Raw genomic sequence first — 18,644 nt, forward strand, 5'->3', positions numbered from 1 at the left:
CCAGTATCCATCATGCAAAGCGGCAGATAAATCGGGTACGATTGGAATGACTATTCCAAATACCTCAACAATATTAACCAAGCGATATGGACCGATTCGACGCCATGAAACTGTTCGTCCGCATCGTCGAGCTGGGCAACTTCAGCAAGGCGGCGGACGACCTCAAGATCCCGGCCGCGACGGCCACCTATGCGATCCGCCAGCTGGAAGCCCGGCTCGGCGTGCAGCTGCTGCACCGGACGACGCGCAAGGTGACGGCATCCACGGACGGCCAGGCCTACTACCAGCGCTGCCTGCGCATCCTGGCCGACGTCGAGGAGACGGAAGCGGGCTTCGGCCACCGCGGCGTGCTGCCGAAGGGGAAACTGCGCGTCGACCTGCCGACGACGGCGCGCTTCTTCGTGCTGCCGCGCCTGCACGAATTCATGGCACGCTTTCCCGACATCGAAGTGGAGATCGGCATGGGCGACCGGCATGTGGACCTGATCGGCGAAGGCGTCGACTGCGTGCTGCGGATCGGCGAGCTGCGCGATTCGAGCATGGTGGGCCGGCGCGTGGCGACGCTGGCGCAGGTGACGTGCGCCAGCGCCGATTACCTGGACCGCCACGGCATGCCGCAATCGATCGAAGCGCTGCTGCGCCACCAGGCCGTGAACTGGTACGCCGCGTCGAGCGGGCGGCTGCTGCCGTTCGAGTTCCTCGTCGACGGCGTCCTGCGCACGGTGCAGGTGCCGGGGCGGGTCAGCGTCAGCGGCGGCGAGGCGTATGTCGCCTGCTGCGTGGGCGGCCTGGGCCTGGCGCAGCTGCCCCGCTACCGCGTGCAGCGGCGGCTGGCGGAAGGCACGCTGCGCGAGGTACTGCCGGACTTCCCGCCGCCGGCCCTGCCCGCCACCGTGCTGTATCCGCGCCAGCGCCAGCTGTCGCCCCGCGTGCGCGTGTTTGCCGACTGGCTGGCGGAAGTGATGGCCGTCGCGGCCTGAAGTTTTGTCGCGCGGAATGGTGTGACGAGGTGACGCGACTTGCCAGTACGATCAGTCACGTTCTTCAACATTCATCATTTCAGGATCGGGAGCTCAGCATGCGTTTGAAAAGACTATCGGAACAGGTCATCGTCATCACGGGCGCCACCAGCGGCATCGGCCTGACGACGGCCCGTCTCGCCGCGGCACGGGGCGCCAAGCTGGTGATCGCGGCCCGCGCCGAACAGGCCCTGCAGGACCTGGAAGACCAGCTGCGCCAGCGCGGCGCGGAAGCGCTGGCCGTGCCGACGGACGTGGGCAGCCCGGACGAGATGCGCGCGCTGGCCCAGGCCGCCATCAAGCGTTTCGGCCGCATCGACACGTGGATCAACAATGCCGGCATTTCCATCTTCGGCCGCATCGAGGAAGTGTCGGACGAAGACAACCACCGCCTGTTCCAGACCAATTTCTGGGGCGTGGTGAACGGCTCGAAGGAAGCCGTCAAGCACCTGAAGAAGGCCGGCGGCGCGCTGATCAACCTGGGCAGCGAGCTGTCGGACGCCTCCGTGCCCCTGCAGGGCATGTACGCCGCATCGAAGCACGCCGTGAAGGGCTTCACCGATGCGCTGCGCATGGAGCTGGAAAAGGACGGCGCCCCGATCTCCGTCACGCTGATCAAGCCGGCCGCGATCGACACGATGTTTGCCGTGCATGCCAAGAACTACATGGATGTCGAGCCCACGCTGCCGCCGCCGATCTACGCGCCGGAGCTGGTGGCCGAGGCGATCCTCGACGCGGCGCAGCACCAGAAGCGCGACATCTACGTGGGCGCCGCCGCCAAGGCGAACTCGGTGGGCGCCTACCACCTGCCGCGCCTGTTCGACAAGATCGGCGAGGCCGTGATGTGGGGCGGCCAGCGCACCAGCACGCCGGCCAGTCCGCTGCGCAAGGATTCGCTGCATGCGCCGGACACCTCGTCGCAGCTGCAGCAGCGCCAGGGCATGGGCAGCGTCAATGAAAGTTCCGAATACACGGCAGTGGCGAGGTCGAAGCCGCTGCGGTATGCGCTGCTGGGGGGTGGCGCGCTCGTGGCCGCGTGGATGCTCACGCGCCAGGGCGGCGAAGCGACGAACGGCTAACGGCCCGTCGGTTTCGGTTGAGCGGCCGCGCCTCGTGCGCGGCCGTTTTTTTGCCCGCCGTTTCTTCGTTTCTGCCCCGTCCTGGTGCAGCGGCCCCCGTTAGCGGCCAGTTCACATTTGCTTCCGTACATCTTACAAATATTTATTCGTGAAAGTCTTGCCTGTATCACGAGCCCCTCCTATACTCGCCAAGTCGTATGACGACTGACAACTAAGTCACAACGCACTGCCTTACCGTTCGCACTGCCTTCATCCACCGGTATTACCGCTACTACCGCCACACCGCACCACGGAGACACCATGGCCACAGCACCGAATCCCGCCACCAAGGCCACCAATGTACGCTGGCTGATCCTCGCGATCCTGTTCATCGTTACCACCATTAACTATGCCGACCGGGCGACGATCGCCATCGCCGGTCCCGACCTCAGCAAGCAGCTCGGCCTGTCGCCCGTGGAGATGGGCTTCATCTTCTCGGCGTTCTCGTGGTCCTACGTGCTGGCGCAGCTGCCGGGGGGTTGGCTGCTGGACCGCTTCGGCACCAAGATCACCTACTTCTTCTCGATCTTCCTGTGGTCGCTGTTCACGCTGGCGCAGGGCTGGGTGGGCTTCTTCTCCGGCGGCGCCGCCGTGATGATGCTGTTCGTGCTGCGCCTGATCGTGGGCGCGGCCGAGGCGCCTTCCTTCCCCGGCAACAGTCGTCTGACGACTTCGTGGTTCCCCACCGCCGAACGGGGCACCGCCGCCGCGATCTTCAACTCGGCCCAGTACTTCGCCACCGTGCTGTTCGCGCCGATCATGGGCTGGCTGGTGCACACCTACGGCTGGGAAAGCGTGTTCTTCGTGATGGGCTCGATCGGCATCGTCATGTCGTTCGCGTGGCTGAAGTTCGTCTACGGCCCGCGCCAGCATCCGAAAGCGAATGCAGCGGAAATCGAGTACATCAAGGCCGGCGGCGCGCTGGTCGACCTGGAAACCACCGGCGCCGGCGCGCCGTCGTTCGACACGATCTCGTGCATCAAGCAGCTGCTGTCTTCGCGCATGCTGCTGGGCATCTACATCGGCCAGTACTGCATCAACACGCTCACCTACTTCTTCCTGACATGGTTCCCCGTGTACCTGGTCAAGGAACGCCACATGACGATCCTGAAGGCCGGCTTAGTGGCCGCGCTGCCGGCCATCGCGGGCTTCCTCGGCGGCGTGCTGGGCGGGATCATCTCCGACCGCATGATCAAGAACGGCTACAGCACCTCGGTGGCCCGCAAGACGCCGATCATCGGCGGCATGCTGCTGGCCACCACGATGGTGCTGTGCAATTTCGTCGAGCAGGATGCCGTGGTCGTCGCCATCATGGCGCTGGCGTTCTTCGGCAAGGGCATCGGCGCGCTGGGCTGGGCCGTGGTGGGCGACACGTCGCCGAAACAGGCCGGCGGCATGAGCGGCTCGCTGTTCAATATGTTCGGCAACGTGGCCGGCATCACCACGCCGATCGTCATCGGCTTCATCCTGCAGGCCACCGGCTCGTTCTACGGCGCGCTGGTGTTCGTCGGGGCGAATGCGCTGGTTACCGTGTTCTGCTACATCTTCGTGGTGGGCGAGATCAAACGCTTCGAGTTCGCCAGGCCGATCACCAAGTCGCCCGGCGCCGTGTAAGGGCAGCTGACAGGAAAAAAGGGCCGCGCGGCCCTTTTTTCGTTTTTGGAGTAGCGTTTTTAGCGCTGTGCATGGCGCCATGAAGCGCCATGAATCAACGCAGCAGCTCAGCTCCCCCGTTCGATGTCGGCGCGCTCGTCATCGGTCGTCAGCGGCACCGTCTCGATGTGATCGACATCGATGTCGGCGCCGTCCGGAGCCGTCGTGTCGCGGCCTGCCGTGGCACGCTCACCGGTGCCGCCGGCATCGGAATCGCTGTCGAGGTTGGCGTCGCCCACGTCCGGGCCGGCCGTGCCGCCCGCCGTGCTCAGGTCGTCATCCTCGTTGGTGCCCAGGTCGAGATTGGTTTCCTCGATCTGCTGGGCCAGGCCGGATCCGCCCTGGATGTCGCTGCCGGAATCGGTGGTGTCGCTCGGGCCGAGCGCGCCGGTGCCGTGGCCGCGGCCCAGGACGCGGTCGGGCGATGGGAAGTTGTCTGGGTCGAGTGTGCTGGTACCGCTCATGAGATGCCTCCTAGGATTGCCTCGCCGCGGCTGCGGCGTTGACAGGACTTTAACAGCCAGACCCGAACGACGTCGCACGCTCCCGGTAGGCGGCGTCAATGGCATCCATTGCTTTATTTATTTCACAAATGTATTTTTCATGTATATACTTTAGCCCTCAGTCAAGGAGCCGCATCATGAAAACCGCCTACTTCCTCATTGCCGGCCTCGCGCTGGCCACCGCAGGTGCTGCCTTTGCGGCCGGGTCCGGCGCTGACGACGCACCCGCCGCCGCCAGCCAGCCGGCAGCGCACCAGCTCACCCGCGCCGAAGTGCAGGCCCAGGTCATCGAGGCGCGCCGCAACGGCACGCTGATCGAGACCGAAGCCGACATGGACATCGCGCAGACCAGGAACCAGCGTTCGCGCTGAGCAGCAACAGGACACGCCCCAGTCGGGCAGGCGGACCGCCGCGGCGGGCGCCGCCCGGCTGGCGGCAACGATCGGCAAGGGACCGGGCGGCGCACCGACGCCCGCCCGGCCAATGCCACCTTCCAGGGTGACCGCCGCGCGGCAGTTGGGAACACGGCGGCCGTAACCAATAGTCACCACTGAATTGTCCATGACACGCAGGAGGTGCCGCCCTGCACTTGCCCCGCATGCGGCACTCAATGTTGTATGCCAGATACAAGCATCGCCATAAAAGCAACATCTGTTCGAGACCTTCCCGGGCCGGCAATCGCTAGCAAATTGCACCCTTATGAATAGCAGGCATTGCCATGCTTTCGGGACGTTGCAGGCGCAACCCGTGCTGATGAGCGAAGAAGCCCGTTTCGCTTCCGCTGCGCAGCGGCCAGGAAACGCCCCCCACGCGGCCTGAAGACGCCGCAGGGCGACGGGACCGTGTCCGATGGCTCTTAAAAACAATTTACCTTTGTGCAACCACTAGTACAATCTGGTTTTCCGATTTTTATTGCACAGGAGTGCGCCGATGAGCAGTTTTGACGCGACCAACCAGCGCCTGCAGAACATCCATACCCGGATTCCGGATTTCCCGGAAGACCTGATGCGCCTGGTCCGCATGACTTACCACGTGCAGAAACGGATGAAGGACCTGTCCAACGCCGTACTGCGCAAGTACGACCTGGTCGACGCCAGCTACATGGTGCTGGCGGTGCTGTACGGCTCGGAAAACGAGACTTCCACCGCGTCCACGCTGGGCGAGGCCTGCATGGAAAAACCGGCCAACCTGACCCGCGTGTGCAATGACCTGGAGTCGCAGGGGCTCGTCTCGCGCGGCAACCGCCCGGGCGACCGCCGCTGCGTGATGATTTCGCTGACGGACACGGGCCGCAAGCTGATCGAACAGGTGATGCCGGAAGTGTGGACGCGCACCACGCGCGCCTACGACGGATTTACCGCCGAAGAACTGAAGCTGCAGGAAAAGCTGCTGGCCCGCCAGCTGGACAACCTCGACATCACGTAAGCCGCCACCTGGCAGCGCCACGCCCATCCACCATGGCCCCGCCGCATTGCACGGCGCGGCACATTACACTTCCGCCACCTTCCCCGCCATCTTCGGACGGCGCCGCGGTGCTGCGTCCGACTGCCGCCGCACCAGCGTGAAGTCCATCACGATGTGTTCCGGTTCGGCGGCGCTGCCGTCGCGCTCGGCGCGGATCTGCCGCACCAGGAACTGGACTGCCGTCTCGGCCATCTGCGCGATCGGCTGGCGCACCGTCGTCAGTTCCGGCCAGATCGTGGTGGCCAGTGCCGTGTCGTCGAAGCCGGCCACCGTCAGGTCGCCCGGCACGTCCAGGCCCAGCCGGTGTGCGATGGCCACGCTGGCGGCGGCCATGTCGTCGTTGCTGGCGAAGATGGCCGTGGGCCGCACGTCCAGTCCCAGCAGCATTTCCGCCGCATCCAGGCCGGAGCGGTAGGTGAACATGCCCTGTGCGATCAGCTCCGGCGCCTCGTCCGCGCCATGCTCGGCGATGGCGGCCTTGAAGCCTTTCAGCCGGCGTTCGCTGGCCGTCTGGTTCGGGTGACCGATGACGAAACCGATGCGGTGGTGGCCCAGCGCCACCAGGTGGCTCGTCATGTCGTAGGCGGCCTGGTAGTCGTCGATCGACACGGCGCCCACGCGGCGGTCCGGCTGGCCGCAGGCCACCGTCACGGCGGGCACATTGGCCTGCGACACCAGCTCGATCAGGCCGCGCGTGTCGCCCAGCGGCGGCGGCAGGATGATGCCGTCGACACCGTTGTCGACCAGGCGGCGCGTGTGCATTTCCCACGCATCGCCGCCCTCGCAGTTCTCCACCACCAGCTGCACGTTGTTGCTGCTGGCCTGGTTCAGCAGGCCGACCAGGAATTCGCTCAGGTAGCCGGCGGACGGATTGCTGTACAAGAAACCGATGCGGATGGCGCGTGCCCCGGCCAGGCGCCGCGCCGCCTGGTTCGGCACGTAGTTCAATGCGGCCACCGCCTCGTCGACCCTGCGGCGCGTGCCGGGGCGCACGTTCGGATCGCCGTTCATCACGCGCGACACGGTCATCGGCGACACGCCGGCCAGCTGCGCGACATCGGACATGGTGGGCACGCCCGGCTTGGCCAGCCCCGGTTTGCGGCCCGGTGCCGCCGCCGTGCGGACGGATTTGGCGCGCTCTTTCGCCTGTGGTTTGGTCATGGTGTTGTTCTTGTTGGAGATGAAAACGGGCACTGGCGCACGTCGCGAAGGCGCGGCGCTGCCGGCCATTCTAGCACCGGGCCCGGGCCTGGCTGTTAGCGCAATCAGCTTGCTTCCTGCAATAACGTGGCGCAGCGCTGCCGGCGCTGCGCCTTCGGCCGACCGTCATCGCACCATCAGCGGGCCAGCCGCATCGCCACGGCGCCGCACGCTATCAGCCCGGCCGCCGCGATACGCCGGCCCGACACGCGTTCGCGCAGCACGTACAAAGCGATCAGTGTCGCGAACAGGATCGACGTTTCGCGCAGCGCTGCCACCATCGCCACCGGCGCGCGCGTCATCGCCCACAGGGCCAGGCCATACGACGCCATCGTGCCGCAGCCGCCCGCCAGCCCGGTGCGCCAGTAGCGCCGGGCATAGGCCGCCAGGCCCCGGCCGGTCCCGGCCACGCCAGGAAGCATGCCCAGCGCCGTCAGCACGAACAGCCACAGCGTGTAGGCGGCGGGTGCGCCCGAGGCCCGCACGCCGATGCCGTCGACCAGCGTGTAGGCGGCGATGCAGACCGCATTGGCGAGGGCATACGCGCTGCTGCGCCGCGATGCGCCGCCACCCAGCGTCATGGCCAGCACGCCGCCGCAGATCAGCGCGATCGCCACGCCCTGCCCCGCCGACGGCACCTCGCCCAGCAGCGGTCCGCTGGCCAGCACGACCAGCAGCGGCGCCGTGCCGCGCATCAGGGGATAGGCCTGGCTCATGTCCCCATGCCGGTAGGCCAGCGCCAGCAGGCGGTAATAGACGACCTGGCAGACCGCCGATGCCGCCAGCCACGGCCAGCTCGCCGGTGCCGGCATGCCCGCGAACGGCAGCAGCGGCACGGCCAGCAGCCCCGCCCCGCTGGTGACCACCACGGTGGACAGCAGCTTGTCCGGCCCCGCCTTGACGAGCGCGTTCCAGGTGGCATGCAGCAGCGCGGCAAGGAGGACGACGGCGATGGTCGGACCGGACATGGCTTGCAGGAAGAACGGAAAGCGCCCATTCTTCCATGCGTCGCGGGGCTTCACAAGAACTGTCGGGCCAGCCACGCGCCCTGGACGGCACTCGATGCGCCGCAAGCCGAACCTGCGCCCAAAAAAATGCGCCCCTGTCGATCATCAGAGATGTTGATTCGCTAAGACAAATACCGCAACGGCCCGCAGCACGCACCTGCTCACCGAAAAATGCGCTCCTGTCGATCATCAGGGATGTTGACTCGCAAGGACAAATACCGCAACAGCCCGCCGCACGCACCTGCCCACCGAAAAATGCGCCCCTGTCGATCATCAGAGATGTTGACTCGCTAAGACAAATACCGCACACTGGCCCATGTTAGCGCTATTCATTTGTACCAGTGCGATGGTTGGATCACCAGCCAGAGAGGTAAAGCAGCGCAGCAAGGGAAGCAGCAGGATCGCCGGGCCAGCCCGGACCAGATGGGCTTGTACCAACAAACCGCATCAATAGACCAATAACAGGAGACACACATGAAAGATGCCCCAGCAGCGGCACTGCTGCCTGCGGATTTGCCGCAGGCATTGCTCGTCGGCCGGGTATGGCGCAGCGACGTCGACGGCCCCAGCGTCGTTGCCGTGCGCAACGGCGAGGTGTTCGACATCACCCGCCATGCCAGCACCGTTTCCGCACTGTTCGAACGCGACGACCTGGTCAAGCTGGTGCGCACGGCGCCCGGCGAATCGCTGGGCCGCGTCGAGAAGCTGGTCGAGAATGCGCTGCTGGCGCAACCCGGCGACACGGTTCCCCGCCTGCTGGCCCCGAACGACCTGCAGGCCATCAAGGCCTGCGGCGTGACGTTTGCCGTCAGCCTGCTCGAACGCGTGATCGAGGAACAGGCCGGCGGCAATCCGGCGCGCGCCGACCAGCTGCGCGGCGAACTGCTGTCCTCCATCGGTGCCGACCTGTCCAGCATCAAGCCCGGCTCGCCGCAGGCGGAGCAGCTGAAGCAGGCGTTCATCAAGCGCGGCGCCTGGTCGCAGTACATGGAAGTGGGCATCGGCCCGTATGCGGAAGTGTTCTCCAAGTCGCAGCCGATGTCGGCGGTGGGCTTCGGCGCGGACGTGGGCCTGCATCCCGAATCGAAATGGAACAACCCCGAGCCGGAGATCGTGCTGGCCGTGGACAGCCGCGGCAAGCCGGTCGGCGCCACGCTGGGCAACGACGTGAACCTGCGCGACATCGAAGGCCGCAGCGCCCTGCTGCTCGGCAAGGCGAAGGACAACAACGGCTCGACGGCGATCGGCCCGTTCATCCGCCTGTTCGACGACAGCTTCTCGCTCGACACCGTGCGCAACGCCGAAGTGCGCCTGCTGATCGAAGGCGCGGACGATGCGTTCGAGCTGGAGGGCGTCAGCCTGATGAAGCAGATCAGCCGCGACCCGCTCGACCTCGTCTCGCAGACCTGCGGCGCGCACCACCAATACCCGGACGGCTTCATGCTCTTCCTGGGCACGATGTTCTCGCCGATCAAGGACCGCGACGCCAAGGGCGGCGGCTTCACGCACCACAAGGGCGACCGCGTCACGATCGCGAGCCCGGCCCTCGGTGCCCTGATCAACCACGTCCACCGCAGCGACGAGATCGCGCCCTGGACTTTCGGCGTTCGCGCCCTGTACAGCAACCTCGCGCGCCGCGGCCTGCTGGACAACTCGACTGGAGAATGATGCATGGCTGTTTCCCGTAAACCCCTGGTGTACGCCACCTATCCCGACCTGAAGGACAAGCGGGTCGTCATCACCGGCGGCGGCACCGGCATCGGCGCGGCCATCGTCGATGCGTACGTCAGGCAGGGCGCGCAGGTCGTGTTCCTCGACATCGCCGACGAAGCCTCGCAGGCACTGGCCGCCAGCTACACGGACGTGCCGCATGTGCCGCGCTACGTGCGCTGCGACCTGACCGATCTGGAGGCGCTGGCGCAAACGTTTTCAACCATCGAGAAGGACATCGGCCCCGTCGAGATCCTGATCAACAACGCCGCCAACGACCATCGCCATGCAGTGGCCGACGTCACGCCGGCCTACTGGGACGACAGCCTGGCCGTCAACCTGCGCCACCAGTTCTTCTGCGCGCAGGCCGTGGCACCGGGCATGAAGGCCGCGGGCGGCGGCGTGATCCTGAATTTCGGTTCGATCTCGTGGTACCTGGCCCTGCCCCAGCTGACCCTGTACATGACGGCCAAGGCCGCCATCGAAGGCCTCACGCGCGGCCTGGCCCGCGACCTCGGTGGCGACGGCATCCGCGTCAACACGGTGATCCCCGGCTCCATCAAGACGCCGAAGCAGATGGCCATGTGGTACTCGCCGGAAGGCGAAGCGGAGATCCTCGCCTCCCAGCTGCTGCACGAGCGCATCGAGCCGGAAGACGTGGCGGCGCTGACGCTGTTCCTGTCCTCCGACAATGCGGCGCGCTGCACGGGCCGCGACTACTTCGTCGACGCCGGCTGGTACGGGGACGGCAAATGACGACGGCGCCGACGTGCATCTGGCCGCTCGGCGCCACCCTGGGCGAAGGCCCGGTGTGGCATCCGGCGGAAGGGGCGCTGTACTTCGTCGACATCAAAGGGCACCAACTGCACCGCTGCGATGCCACGGGCGGCGATCGCAAGACCTGGCAGATGCCGGGCGAAGCGGGCTTCGTGCTGCCGGCGCAGGATGGCGGTTTTATCTGCGGCCTGCCTGGCCGCCTGCTCCATTTCGATCCGGCCACCGAAGCGTTCACGCCAGTCACCACGTTCGAGGCGGACCGTCCCGGCAACCGCCTGAACGACGGCGGCGTGGCGCACGATGGCGCGCTGTGGTTCGGCTCGATGGACAATGCCGAGGCAGCCGCCAGCGGCGCGCTGTACCGCTACGATGGCGCGCTGACGCGGCACGATGACGGCATCGTCATCACCAACGGCCCCGCGTTCTCGCCGGACCGCCAGACCCTCTATCACACCGACACGCTCGGCAAGGTGGTGCACGCGTTCGACGTGCAGCCCGATGGCACGCTGGCCAACAAGCGCGTGTTCGTCACCATCGCCGGCAGCGGCTACCCGGATGGCACGGCAGTCGACAGCGCCGGTGACGTATGGATCGCGCTGTTCGGCGGCGCCCGCGTCGAGCGTTATTCGCCGGCCGGCGAGCTGCTGGAAGCCGTCCAGTTCCCGGTACCAAACGTCACGAAGATCGCCTTCGGCGGCCCGGACCTGAAGACCGCGTTCGCCACCACGGCCGCGAAAGGCCTGACGGACGAACAGCTTGCCGCCGCCCCGCTGGCCGGCGGCCTGTTCGCGTTCGCCGTCGCCACGCCCGGCCTGCCGCAGCACCTGATCAATTTTGGAAAGTGATTTCATCATGACCCGCCGCTATCGCTCGCAGGACTGGTTCGACAACCCGGACCACATCGACATGACCGCGCTGTACCTGGAGCGCTTCATGAATTACGGGATCACGCCCGCCGAACTGCGCAGCGGCAAGCCGATCATCGGCATCGCGCAGTCGGGCAGCGACATCAGCCCGTGCAACCGCATCCACCTGGAACTGGCCAAGCGCGTGCGCGACGGCATCCGCGATGCGGGCGGCATCCCGATGGAATTCCCGCTCCATCCGATTTTCGAGAACTGCCGCCGCCCCACCGCCGCCATCGACCGCAACCTGGCCTACATGGGCCTCGTCGAGATCCTGCACGGCTACCCGATCGATGCCGTGGTGCTGACCACCGGCTGCGACAAGACCACGCCATCCCAGCTGATGGCGGCGGCCACCGTGGACATCCCGGCCATCGTGCTGTCCGGCGGCCCGATGCTCGATGGCTGGCTCGATGGGGAACTGGTCGGCTCTGGCGCGGCGATCTGGAAAGGCCGCCGCCGCCTGGCCGCCGGCGAGATCGACAACGAGAAATTCCTCGAGATCGCCGCCGCCTCCGCGCCGTCGTCCGGCCACTGCAACACGATGGGCACGGCATCGACGATGAATGCGATTGCCGAAGCGCTGGGCATGTCGCTGACGGGCTGCTCGGCGATCCCCGCGCCATACCGCGAACGAGGCCAGATGGCCTACGAGACGGGCCGCCGCATCGTCGCGCTGTGCGAACAGGACATCCGGCCGTCGGCCATCCTGACGCGCGACGCGTTCCTCGATGCGATCGTCACCAATGCGGCGATCGGCGGCTCCACCAACGCGCAGCAGCACATCATGGCGATGGCGCGCCACGCCGGCGTGGAGATCCGCACCGAAGACTGGATGGAATACGGCCATGACGTGCCGCTGCTGCTGAACATGCAGCCTTCCGGCAAATACCTGGGGGAGCGCTTCCACCGCGCCGGCGGCGTGCCGGCCGTGATGTGGGAGCTGCAGCAGAACGGCCTGCTGCGTTCCGACCGCCTGACCGTCACGGGCCGCACGATGGCCGAGAACCTGGAAGGCAAGGAAACCAACGACCGCGAGATGGTATGGCCGTTCGCCGCGCCGCTGAAGGAAAAGGCCGGCTTCTTCGTCCTGTCCGGCAACCTGTTCGATTTCGCGATCATGAAGACCTCCGTGATCTCGGACGAGTTCCGCGCCCGCTACCTGAGCCACCCGGGCCAGGAAGGCGTGTTCGAATGCCGCGCCATCGTGTTCGACGGCTCGGACGACTACCACAAGCGCATCAACGATCCGGCACTGAACATCGACGAGGACTGCATCCTGGTAATCCGCGGCGCCGGCCCGATCGGCTGGCCCGGCTCAGCCGAAGTCGTCAACATGCAGCCGCCCGATGCCCTCATCAAGCGGGGCGTGAAGAACCTGCCGACCCTGGGCGATGGCCGCCAGTCCGGCACGTCCGACAGCCCGTCGATCCTGAACGCCTCGCCGGAATCGGCCGTGGGCGGCGGTCTCGCCTGGATCCGCACCGGCGACACCGTGCGCATCGACCTGAACGCGGGCAGGTGCGACATGCTCGTCGATGACGCGGAGATCGAACGCCGCAAGGGCGACGGCATCCCGGCCTTCCCGGCCAGCCAGACGCCCTGGCAGCAGCTGTACCGCTCGACGGTGGGCCAGATGAAGGATGGCGCCTGCATGGAGTTCGCGCTGGACTACCGCGGCGTGGCCAACACGCTGCCGCGCCACAACCACTGATCTGTCAACTACCAAAAAAATAACGGAGACCCATGTCGGATCAGACACAACACGGCCGCCGCCGCTTCCTGGCGTCGGTGGCCGGGGCCGGTATTGCCGCCGGCACCCCTGCGCTGGCGCTCGCCGCAGGCGCCCGCCCCCTGTACAAGGACCCTGCCGCACCGGTGCCGAAACGCGTGGACGACCTGCTGCGCCGCATGACGCTGGAGGAGAAGATCGCGCAGATGGACTGCGTGTGGCAGGAGAAGAAAAAGATCGAGGAGCCCAACGGCGACTTCTCCGCGACCAAGGCCAGCCAGGTCTACCCGCATGGGCTGGGCATGCTGGCGCGCCCGTCCGACCGGCAGGGCAAGACCAATGTGGCCGGCGTGGCGGGCGACGATGGCTCGCGTGCCAACCGCGATGCCGGGAACACGGCGCAGTACGTGAACGCCGTGCAGAAGTGGGCGATCGAAGGCACTCGTCTTGGCATCCCCCTGTTCCTGCACGAGGAAGCGCTGCACGGCTACGTGGCGCGCGACGCCACCTGCTTCCCGCAGGCGATCGGGCTGGCCTCGTCGTTCGATCCGGCGCTGGTGGAGCAAGTGTTTGCCGTGGCCGCCCGCGAGATGCGGGCCCGCGGCGCCAACCTGGCGCTGGCCCCCGTGGTGGACGTGGCACGCGAACCGCGCTGGGGCCGCATCGAGGAGACCTATGGCGAGGATCCCCACCTGTCCGGCGTGCTGGGCAAGGCGGCCGTGCAGGGCTTTTCCGGCACGTCCCGCAAGCTGGGGCCGGACAAGGTGCTCGCCACCTTGAAACACATGACGGGACACGGGCAGCCGGAATCGGGCACCAATATCGGCCCGGCCGAAGTGAGCGAGCGTACGCTGCGCGAGGACTTCTTCGCGCCGTTCGAGAAGATCGTGCGCGAGACGAAAGTCGCGGCCATCATGCCTTCGTATAACGAGATCGGCGGCGTGCCCTCGCACGCCAACCGCTGGCTGCTGGACGACATCTGCCGCAAGGAGTGGGGGTTCAAGGGCGTGATGGTGTCCGACTACCTGGGCATCAAGGAACTCGTCACGCGCCACCACCTGGGCGCCACGCCGAAGGAAGCCGCGCTGTATGCGGTGAAGGCCGGCGTGGACATCGAGACGCCGGACGGCCACGGCTACCGCCATCTCGCCGATCTGGTCCGCGAAGGCAAGGTCACGAACGCCGAGATCGACACGATCGTGCGCCGCATCCTCACCTTGAAGATCGAGGCCGGCCTGTTCGAGCAGCCGTACGTGGACGCGGCACGGGCCGACAGCCTGACGGCCACGCCCGATGCGGTGGCCCTGGCGCGGCGTGCCGCCGGCCGCTCGGTGGTGCTGCTGAAGAACGCGCCGGCAAAGGATGGCATTGCGCTCCTGCCGCTGCAGCCGAAGAAGGTCGGCAGGCTGCTGCTGCTCGGCACCCATGCGAAGGACACGCCGATCGGCGGCTATTCCGACATCCCGCGCCACGTCGTATCCATCCACGATGCGCTGCAGGCCGAGGCGAAGGCGCAAGGGTTCGGCTTCGACTACCGCGAAGGCGTGCGCATCACCGAGGAGCGCATCTGGGGCAAGGACGAGATCCGCTTCACGTCGGCAGAGGTGAACGCGAAGCTGATCGCCGACGCCGTGGCGGCGGCCAAGTCGGCAGACACGATCGTGCTGGTCCTGGGCGACAACGAGCAGACCAGCCGCGAAGCCTGGGCCGACACGCACCTGGGCGACCGCAACAGCCTGGACCTGATGGGCCAGCAGAACGACCTGGCCAGGGCCATCCTCGACCTGGGCAAGCCGACCGTCGTGTTCCTGCTGAACGGCCGGCCGTTGTCGATCAACCTGCTGGCCGAACGGGCCGATGCGATCGTGGAAGGCTGGTACCTCGGCCAGGAGACGGGCCATGCGGCCGCCGACGTGCTGTTCGGCCGCGTCAACCCGGGCGGCAAGCTGCCCGTGTCGATTGCCCGCAATGTCGGGCAGCTGCCGATCTTCTACAACCACAAGCCTTCCGCCCGGCGCGGCTACATCGACGGCAGCACCAAGCCGCTGTATCCGTTCGGCTTCGGCCTGTCGTACACGCGCTTCGAGATCGGCACGCCGCGGCTGCGCAAGGCCACCATCCGGCCGGACGAGTCCACGCAGGTGGAAGTGGACGTGGCGAACGTGGGTGCCGTGGCCGGCGACGAAGTCGTGCAGCTGTACATCCGCGACGACGTGTCGTCCGTCACGCGGCCCGTGCTGGAGCTGAAGGGCTTCCAGCGCGTGACCTTGAACCCGGGCGAGAAGAGGACGCTGGTGTTCGACATCCGCCCCGCCGACCTGGCGTTCTACAACGTGGCGATGCGGCGCGTGGTGGAGCCGGGCAGCTTCACCATCCATGCGGGGCCGAACAGCACCGAGCTGAAGTCGGCGAAGCTGATGGTCGGTTGAACGTGCATGGGTCGTGACATGAAAAAGCCCGCTCGCGCGTGCTTTTTTGTCACGGCCGCCTACTTTTCCGGCGACAGGTGGCCGAGGCCGTAGGACAGGTGCTGCCACCAGTGCTCGCGCGAGCGCACGGTGAGCAGGCAGCTCTTGTCCACTTCGGCCTTGAACACGCGGTCCTGGCACTGCTTCGTCATCAGCGCGTTGCGCTGGTTCTCGGCATTGACCAGCGCGGCGCCCAGCCAGCCAGCCAGGATGAGCAGCAGCACGACGAGCGACCAGGCGATATGGTTGACGTTGCTGGCATTGAACAGGCGGTTGCCGTCCGGCTCCAGCGCGCCGTAGGCCTCCATGATGTTCTTTTCGCGGTCTGTCATGCTGCTTCCTTCATTGAATTACTACACTGCGTGCCGATGGTTATTTTTTCTCGGCCGCGGCCTTGGCCACCAGCGTGTCGAGCACGGCCAGCGTGGCCTGGCCCGCCGCCACTTCGGACGTGCCCGGCGCACCGGCGATCGAAGGCGACGTGACGTAGCGGCCATCCACCACGATCGTCGGCGCGCTCTCGACCTTGTACGAGGCGACGATGGACGGGATGCGTTTCAGTTTAGTCTGGACCGCGAAGGAATTGAAGAACTGTTCGTACTTGGCCTTGTCGATGCCGTTCTTGACGAGGAATTCCTTCATCTGGTCGTCGCTGCGGTAGATGCGGTCGCGCTGCACGTGGATGGCGTTGAAGATGCGGCTGTGCACCTGCTCCTGCTGGCCCATCGCTTCGAGCGTGATGTAGGCGTGCGCCAGCGGATCGGTGGCGTTCTGTGCGAAGTGGACGCGCTTGAAGACGATCTTGTCGCCCTGCTTCTTCACCCATTCGGCCATCTGCGGATCGAGCACGTGGCAGTGCGGGCACGTGTACATGAAGAACTCGACTACTTCGACCTTCTTGCCCGCTTCCGTGCGCACCGGCGTCTGCAAAGTCGTGTACCCCGGACCGGCAGCCTGCGAGGCGGCGGTGAACGTCAGCATGGCGGTGGCGGCAAGCAGTTGGCGCAGAAAACGCATGATCTTCCTTCCTGGTGAGTGCGGTGAAATGGAACGTTGAAAAGGCAAACGCCGCGAGAGTACCATTTTTTGCGCCGGTGTAAAAACCGTGGCCGTGAATTAAGGCGGGTTTAAGGCTGCCGGCGCGGATGGCCCGACCGGATCGAACGTCAGTATCGAAATTTTGGCGCTTGTTGCGCCGGGTGGCCGGCCGTATATTCGCCCCATCGCAACGAAGGAGTCCGGCATGACCCTGCCCACCTATTTCCTGTCCCATGGCGGTGGCCCGTGGCCATGGCTGCGCGACCAGTTCGGCGCCGCCTACGACGTGCTCGATGCGTCGCTGCGGGACATCCCGCGCCAGGTTGGCGGCAAGCCGAAGGCCGTCCTCGTCGTCAGCTCGCACTGGGAAACGGAGCCGTTCCAGCTGTCGTCCGGCACGCAGCCCGGCATGATCTACGACTACGGCGGCTTCCCGCCGCACACTTACCGGATCGTCTACGGTGCGCCGGGCTCGCCGGCACTGGCGGCCCGTGCGCAGGCGTTGCTGCAGGCGGCCGGCATCGATGCGGGACTGGATGCGGGGCGCGGCTTCGACCATGGCACGTTCTCGGCCATGTATCCCGTGTTCCCGGAAGCGGATGTGCCGATCGTGCAGCTGTCGCTGCGCCGCAACCTCGATCCGCAGGCCCACCTGGCCGCGGGCCGCGCGCTGCGGCCGCTGCGGGATGAAGGGGTGCTGATCGTCGGCAGCGGCCTCAGCTACCACAACCTGCGCGCCTTCAACGGCGCCGGGGCAGCCGCGTCGCACCAGTTCGACGGCTGGCTGCGCGCCGCGATGGCCCTGCCGCCCGAAGAACGCAGCATCGCGCTGACGCATTGGGAACAGGCCCCCGCCGCCCGCGCCGCCCACCCGCGCGAGGAACACCTGCTGCCGCTGATGGTGGCGCTCGGCGCCGCCGAGCACGAAGCCGCCGAAGTCGTCTATCACGAGGACACCTTCTTCGGCGCCCTCGCCGTCAGCAGCTTCCGCTTCGGCGCCGGCAACCGCTGAGTTCGTGTCCACCTTGGGGTCAACCCCATTTTCGGACACGAGCCCGACCGTCATCCAGTTGAGCTCGTGTCCGATTTCGGGGTTGACCCCATGGTGGACACGGGCTCGGCCGTGGTTCAGGTGCCCCGCTTGCCGCGCATGCGCTCGGCTTCCTTTTCGGCGGCTTTCTCGGCGGCGCGTTCGGCCTTGATGCGCTGTTCTTCCTGGAACACGGCCAGTGCGGCGGCGCGGGTGTCCGGGGTTTCCAGCGAGATGCGGCCCAGCGCGCCTGTGCGGTAGTCCTGCAGCAGCATGTGCGACGCCTTCTCGTAGTCCCAGTCACCGCCGCGGATGCGGTAGCCGCGCTTCTGCGCCAGGCCTTCGACGACGGCGATGCCGTCCATGCCCTCGGTCTTGAAGCCATAGCGGGCAGTCAACAGCTGCGGGTAGCGGCGCAACAGCTCGTTGCCCAGCCACTCGGCGACTTCTTCCTCGATCAGTGCATTGGCGCCGATGGCATGGCTGGCGGCCAGCGCCAGGCCGTCGCTCGGCATCGCGATCTTCGGCCACAGCAGGCCCGGCGTATCGATGATCGCCGTGTCCTTGTCGAGGTAGATCTTCTGCTGGACCTTGGTGACGGCCGGCTCGTCGCCCACCTTCGCCACGCGGCGCTTGAGCAGCGCGTTCATCAGCGTGGACTTGCCCACGTTGGGGATCCCCATGATCATCAGCCGCAGCGGTTTCGTCGGCACGCCGCGGTGCGGCGCCAGCGCGCGCGCCTTGTCGATCACCTTGGCCACGTCGGACGGCTTCTTGGTCGTCATCGCATACGCCGTCACGTCCGGATCCTGCTCGAAATAGCGCACCCACGCGCTGGTGGCGTCCGGGTCGGCCAGGTCGATCTTGTTGAGCACCTTCAGGCATGGCTTCGCGCGGAACTTGCGCAGCTCCTCGACCAGCGGATTGGTGCTGGCCTCGGGCAGGCGCGCGTCGACCACCTCGATGACGACGTCGACATCGGCCATCTGCTCCGCCGCCTTTTTCTTGGCGGCGTTCATG

General features: G+C 66.5%; 17 protein-coding genes. 11 read left to right on the forward strand and 6 right to left on the reverse strand.

Going from position 1 to position 18,644, the window contains the following annotated elements:
* Positions 1 to 86: 86 nt before the first annotated feature.
* From IP91_RS13190 to IP91_RS13200, 3 genes are all read left to right on the forward strand, one after another.
* Positions 87 to 980 (forward strand): LysR family transcriptional regulator, encoded by an 894-nt coding sequence (locus IP91_RS13190; RefSeq protein ID WP_145649480.1) that lies wholly within the window; start codon positions 87 to 89, stop codon positions 978 to 980.
* Between the two features lie 98 nt (positions 981 to 1,078).
* Positions 1,079 to 2,098, forward strand: a complete 1,020-nt coding sequence (locus IP91_RS13195) for an SDR family oxidoreductase (RefSeq protein ID WP_145649482.1) — start codon at positions 1,079 to 1,081, stop codon at positions 2,096 to 2,098.
* A gap of 300 nt (positions 2,099 to 2,398) precedes the next feature.
* Positions 2,399 to 3,751 (forward strand): MFS transporter, encoded by a 1,353-nt coding sequence (locus IP91_RS13200; RefSeq protein WP_145649484.1) that lies wholly within the window; start codon positions 2,399 to 2,401, stop codon positions 3,749 to 3,751.
* A 107-nt stretch (positions 3,752 to 3,858) separates the two neighbouring features.
* Here IP91_RS13200 and IP91_RS13205 read toward each other — a convergent pair whose 3' ends face one another.
* Entirely contained in the window at positions 3,859 to 4,254 is a 396-nt protein-coding gene (locus IP91_RS13205) for a hypothetical protein (RefSeq protein ID WP_145649485.1), read from the reverse strand.
* A 176-nt stretch (positions 4,255 to 4,430) separates the two neighbouring features.
* Here IP91_RS13205 and IP91_RS13210 point away from each other — a divergent pair, with 176 nt between their 5' ends.
* Together IP91_RS13210 and IP91_RS13215 are read left to right on the forward strand one after the other, a co-directional pair.
* Complete coding sequence (locus tag IP91_RS13210) at positions 4,431 to 4,664, forward strand: DUF4148 domain-containing protein (RefSeq protein ID WP_158643139.1); 234 nt, start codon at positions 4,431 to 4,433, stop codon at positions 4,662 to 4,664.
* Positions 4,665 to 5,223: 559 nt separating this feature from the next.
* Positions 5,224 to 5,718: a MarR family winged helix-turn-helix transcriptional regulator gene (locus tag IP91_RS13215; RefSeq protein ID WP_145649488.1), complete on the forward strand. Its 495-nt coding sequence runs from the start codon at positions 5,224 to 5,226 to the stop codon at positions 5,716 to 5,718.
* A 63-nt stretch (positions 5,719 to 5,781) separates the two neighbouring features.
* Here the strand turns inward: IP91_RS13215 and IP91_RS13220 are convergent, their stop codons facing one another.
* Together IP91_RS13220 and IP91_RS13225 are read right to left on the reverse strand one after the other, a co-directional pair.
* The gene (locus tag IP91_RS13220; RefSeq protein WP_145649489.1) at positions 5,782 to 6,918 is read right to left on the reverse strand and encodes a LacI family DNA-binding transcriptional regulator; all 1,137 of its coding nucleotides are present in this window, start codon (positions 6,916 to 6,918) and stop codon (positions 5,782 to 5,784) included.
* Positions 6,919 to 7,094: 176 nt separating this feature from the next.
* On the reverse strand, positions 7,095 to 7,979 hold the full coding sequence (locus tag IP91_RS13225) for a DMT family transporter (RefSeq protein WP_443094139.1): 885 nt from the start codon (positions 7,977 to 7,979) through the stop codon (positions 7,095 to 7,097).
* 459 nt (positions 7,980 to 8,438) lie between these two features.
* On the opposite strand from IP91_RS13225, the gene IP91_RS13230 reads away from it, so the two are divergent.
* Genes IP91_RS13230 through IP91_RS13250 form a run of 5 tightly spaced genes read left to right on the forward strand, consistent with a single transcriptional unit; the run spans position 8,439 to position 15,517 of the window.
* Positions 8,439 to 9,632, forward strand: coding sequence for a fumarylacetoacetate hydrolase family protein (locus tag IP91_RS13230; RefSeq protein WP_145649492.1), 1,194 nt, complete (start codon positions 8,439 to 8,441; stop codon positions 9,630 to 9,632).
* Between the two features lie 24 nt (positions 9,633 to 9,656).
* The gene (gene xylB / locus IP91_RS13235; RefSeq protein ID WP_145649820.1) at positions 9,657 to 10,430 is read left to right on the forward strand and encodes a D-xylose 1-dehydrogenase; all 774 of its coding nucleotides are present in this window, start codon (positions 9,657 to 9,659) and stop codon (positions 10,428 to 10,430) included.
* Positions 10,427 to 11,296, forward strand: a complete 870-nt coding sequence (locus tag IP91_RS13240) for an SMP-30/gluconolactonase/LRE family protein (protein ID WP_145649493.1) — start codon at positions 10,427 to 10,429, stop codon at positions 11,294 to 11,296. Before xylB ends, IP91_RS13240 begins: the two co-directional genes overlap by 4 nt.
* Before the next feature lie 7 nt (positions 11,297 to 11,303).
* Positions 11,304 to 13,070, forward strand: a complete 1,767-nt coding sequence (locus tag IP91_RS13245; RefSeq protein ID WP_145649494.1) for an IlvD/Edd family dehydratase — start codon at positions 11,304 to 11,306, stop codon at positions 13,068 to 13,070.
* A gap of 32 nt (positions 13,071 to 13,102) precedes the next feature.
* On the forward strand, positions 13,103 to 15,517 hold the full coding sequence (locus IP91_RS13250; RefSeq protein ID WP_145649495.1) for a glycoside hydrolase family 3 N-terminal domain-containing protein: 2,415 nt from the start codon (positions 13,103 to 13,105) through the stop codon (positions 15,515 to 15,517).
* Between the two features lie 59 nt (positions 15,518 to 15,576).
* On the opposite strand, the gene IP91_RS13255 is transcribed toward IP91_RS13250, so the two are convergent.
* Both IP91_RS13255 and IP91_RS13260 read right to left on the reverse strand, forming a co-directional pair.
* Positions 15,577 to 15,888 carry a hypothetical protein gene (locus tag IP91_RS13255; protein ID WP_145649496.1) on the reverse strand — a complete coding sequence of 104 codons (312 nt, stop codon included), beginning with the start codon at positions 15,886 to 15,888 and terminating at the stop codon, positions 15,577 to 15,579.
* Positions 15,889 to 15,928: 40 nt separating this feature from the next.
* Positions 15,929 to 16,573, reverse strand: coding sequence for a thiol:disulfide interchange protein DsbA/DsbL (locus tag IP91_RS13260; protein ID WP_145649498.1), 645 nt, complete (start codon positions 16,571 to 16,573; stop codon positions 15,929 to 15,931).
* 226 nt (positions 16,574 to 16,799) lie between these two features.
* Here IP91_RS13260 and IP91_RS13265 point away from each other — a divergent pair, with 226 nt between their 5' ends.
* Positions 16,800 to 17,606: a DODA-type extradiol aromatic ring-opening family dioxygenase gene (locus tag IP91_RS13265; protein WP_145649499.1), complete on the forward strand. Its 807-nt coding sequence runs from the start codon at positions 16,800 to 16,802 to the stop codon at positions 17,604 to 17,606.
* 116 nt (positions 17,607 to 17,722) lie between these two features.
* On the opposite strand, the gene ylqF is transcribed toward IP91_RS13265, so the two are convergent.
* Complete coding sequence (ylqF, locus tag IP91_RS13270) at positions 17,723 to 18,643, reverse strand: ribosome biogenesis GTPase YlqF (protein ID WP_229474443.1); 921 nt, start codon at positions 18,641 to 18,643, stop codon at positions 17,723 to 17,725.
* Position 18,644: the final 1 nt, after the last annotated feature.

It is taken from the genome of Pseudoduganella lurida (assembly GCF_007830455.1).
Lineage (GTDB): Bacteria > Pseudomonadota > Gammaproteobacteria > Burkholderiales > Burkholderiaceae_D > Rugamonas > Rugamonas lurida.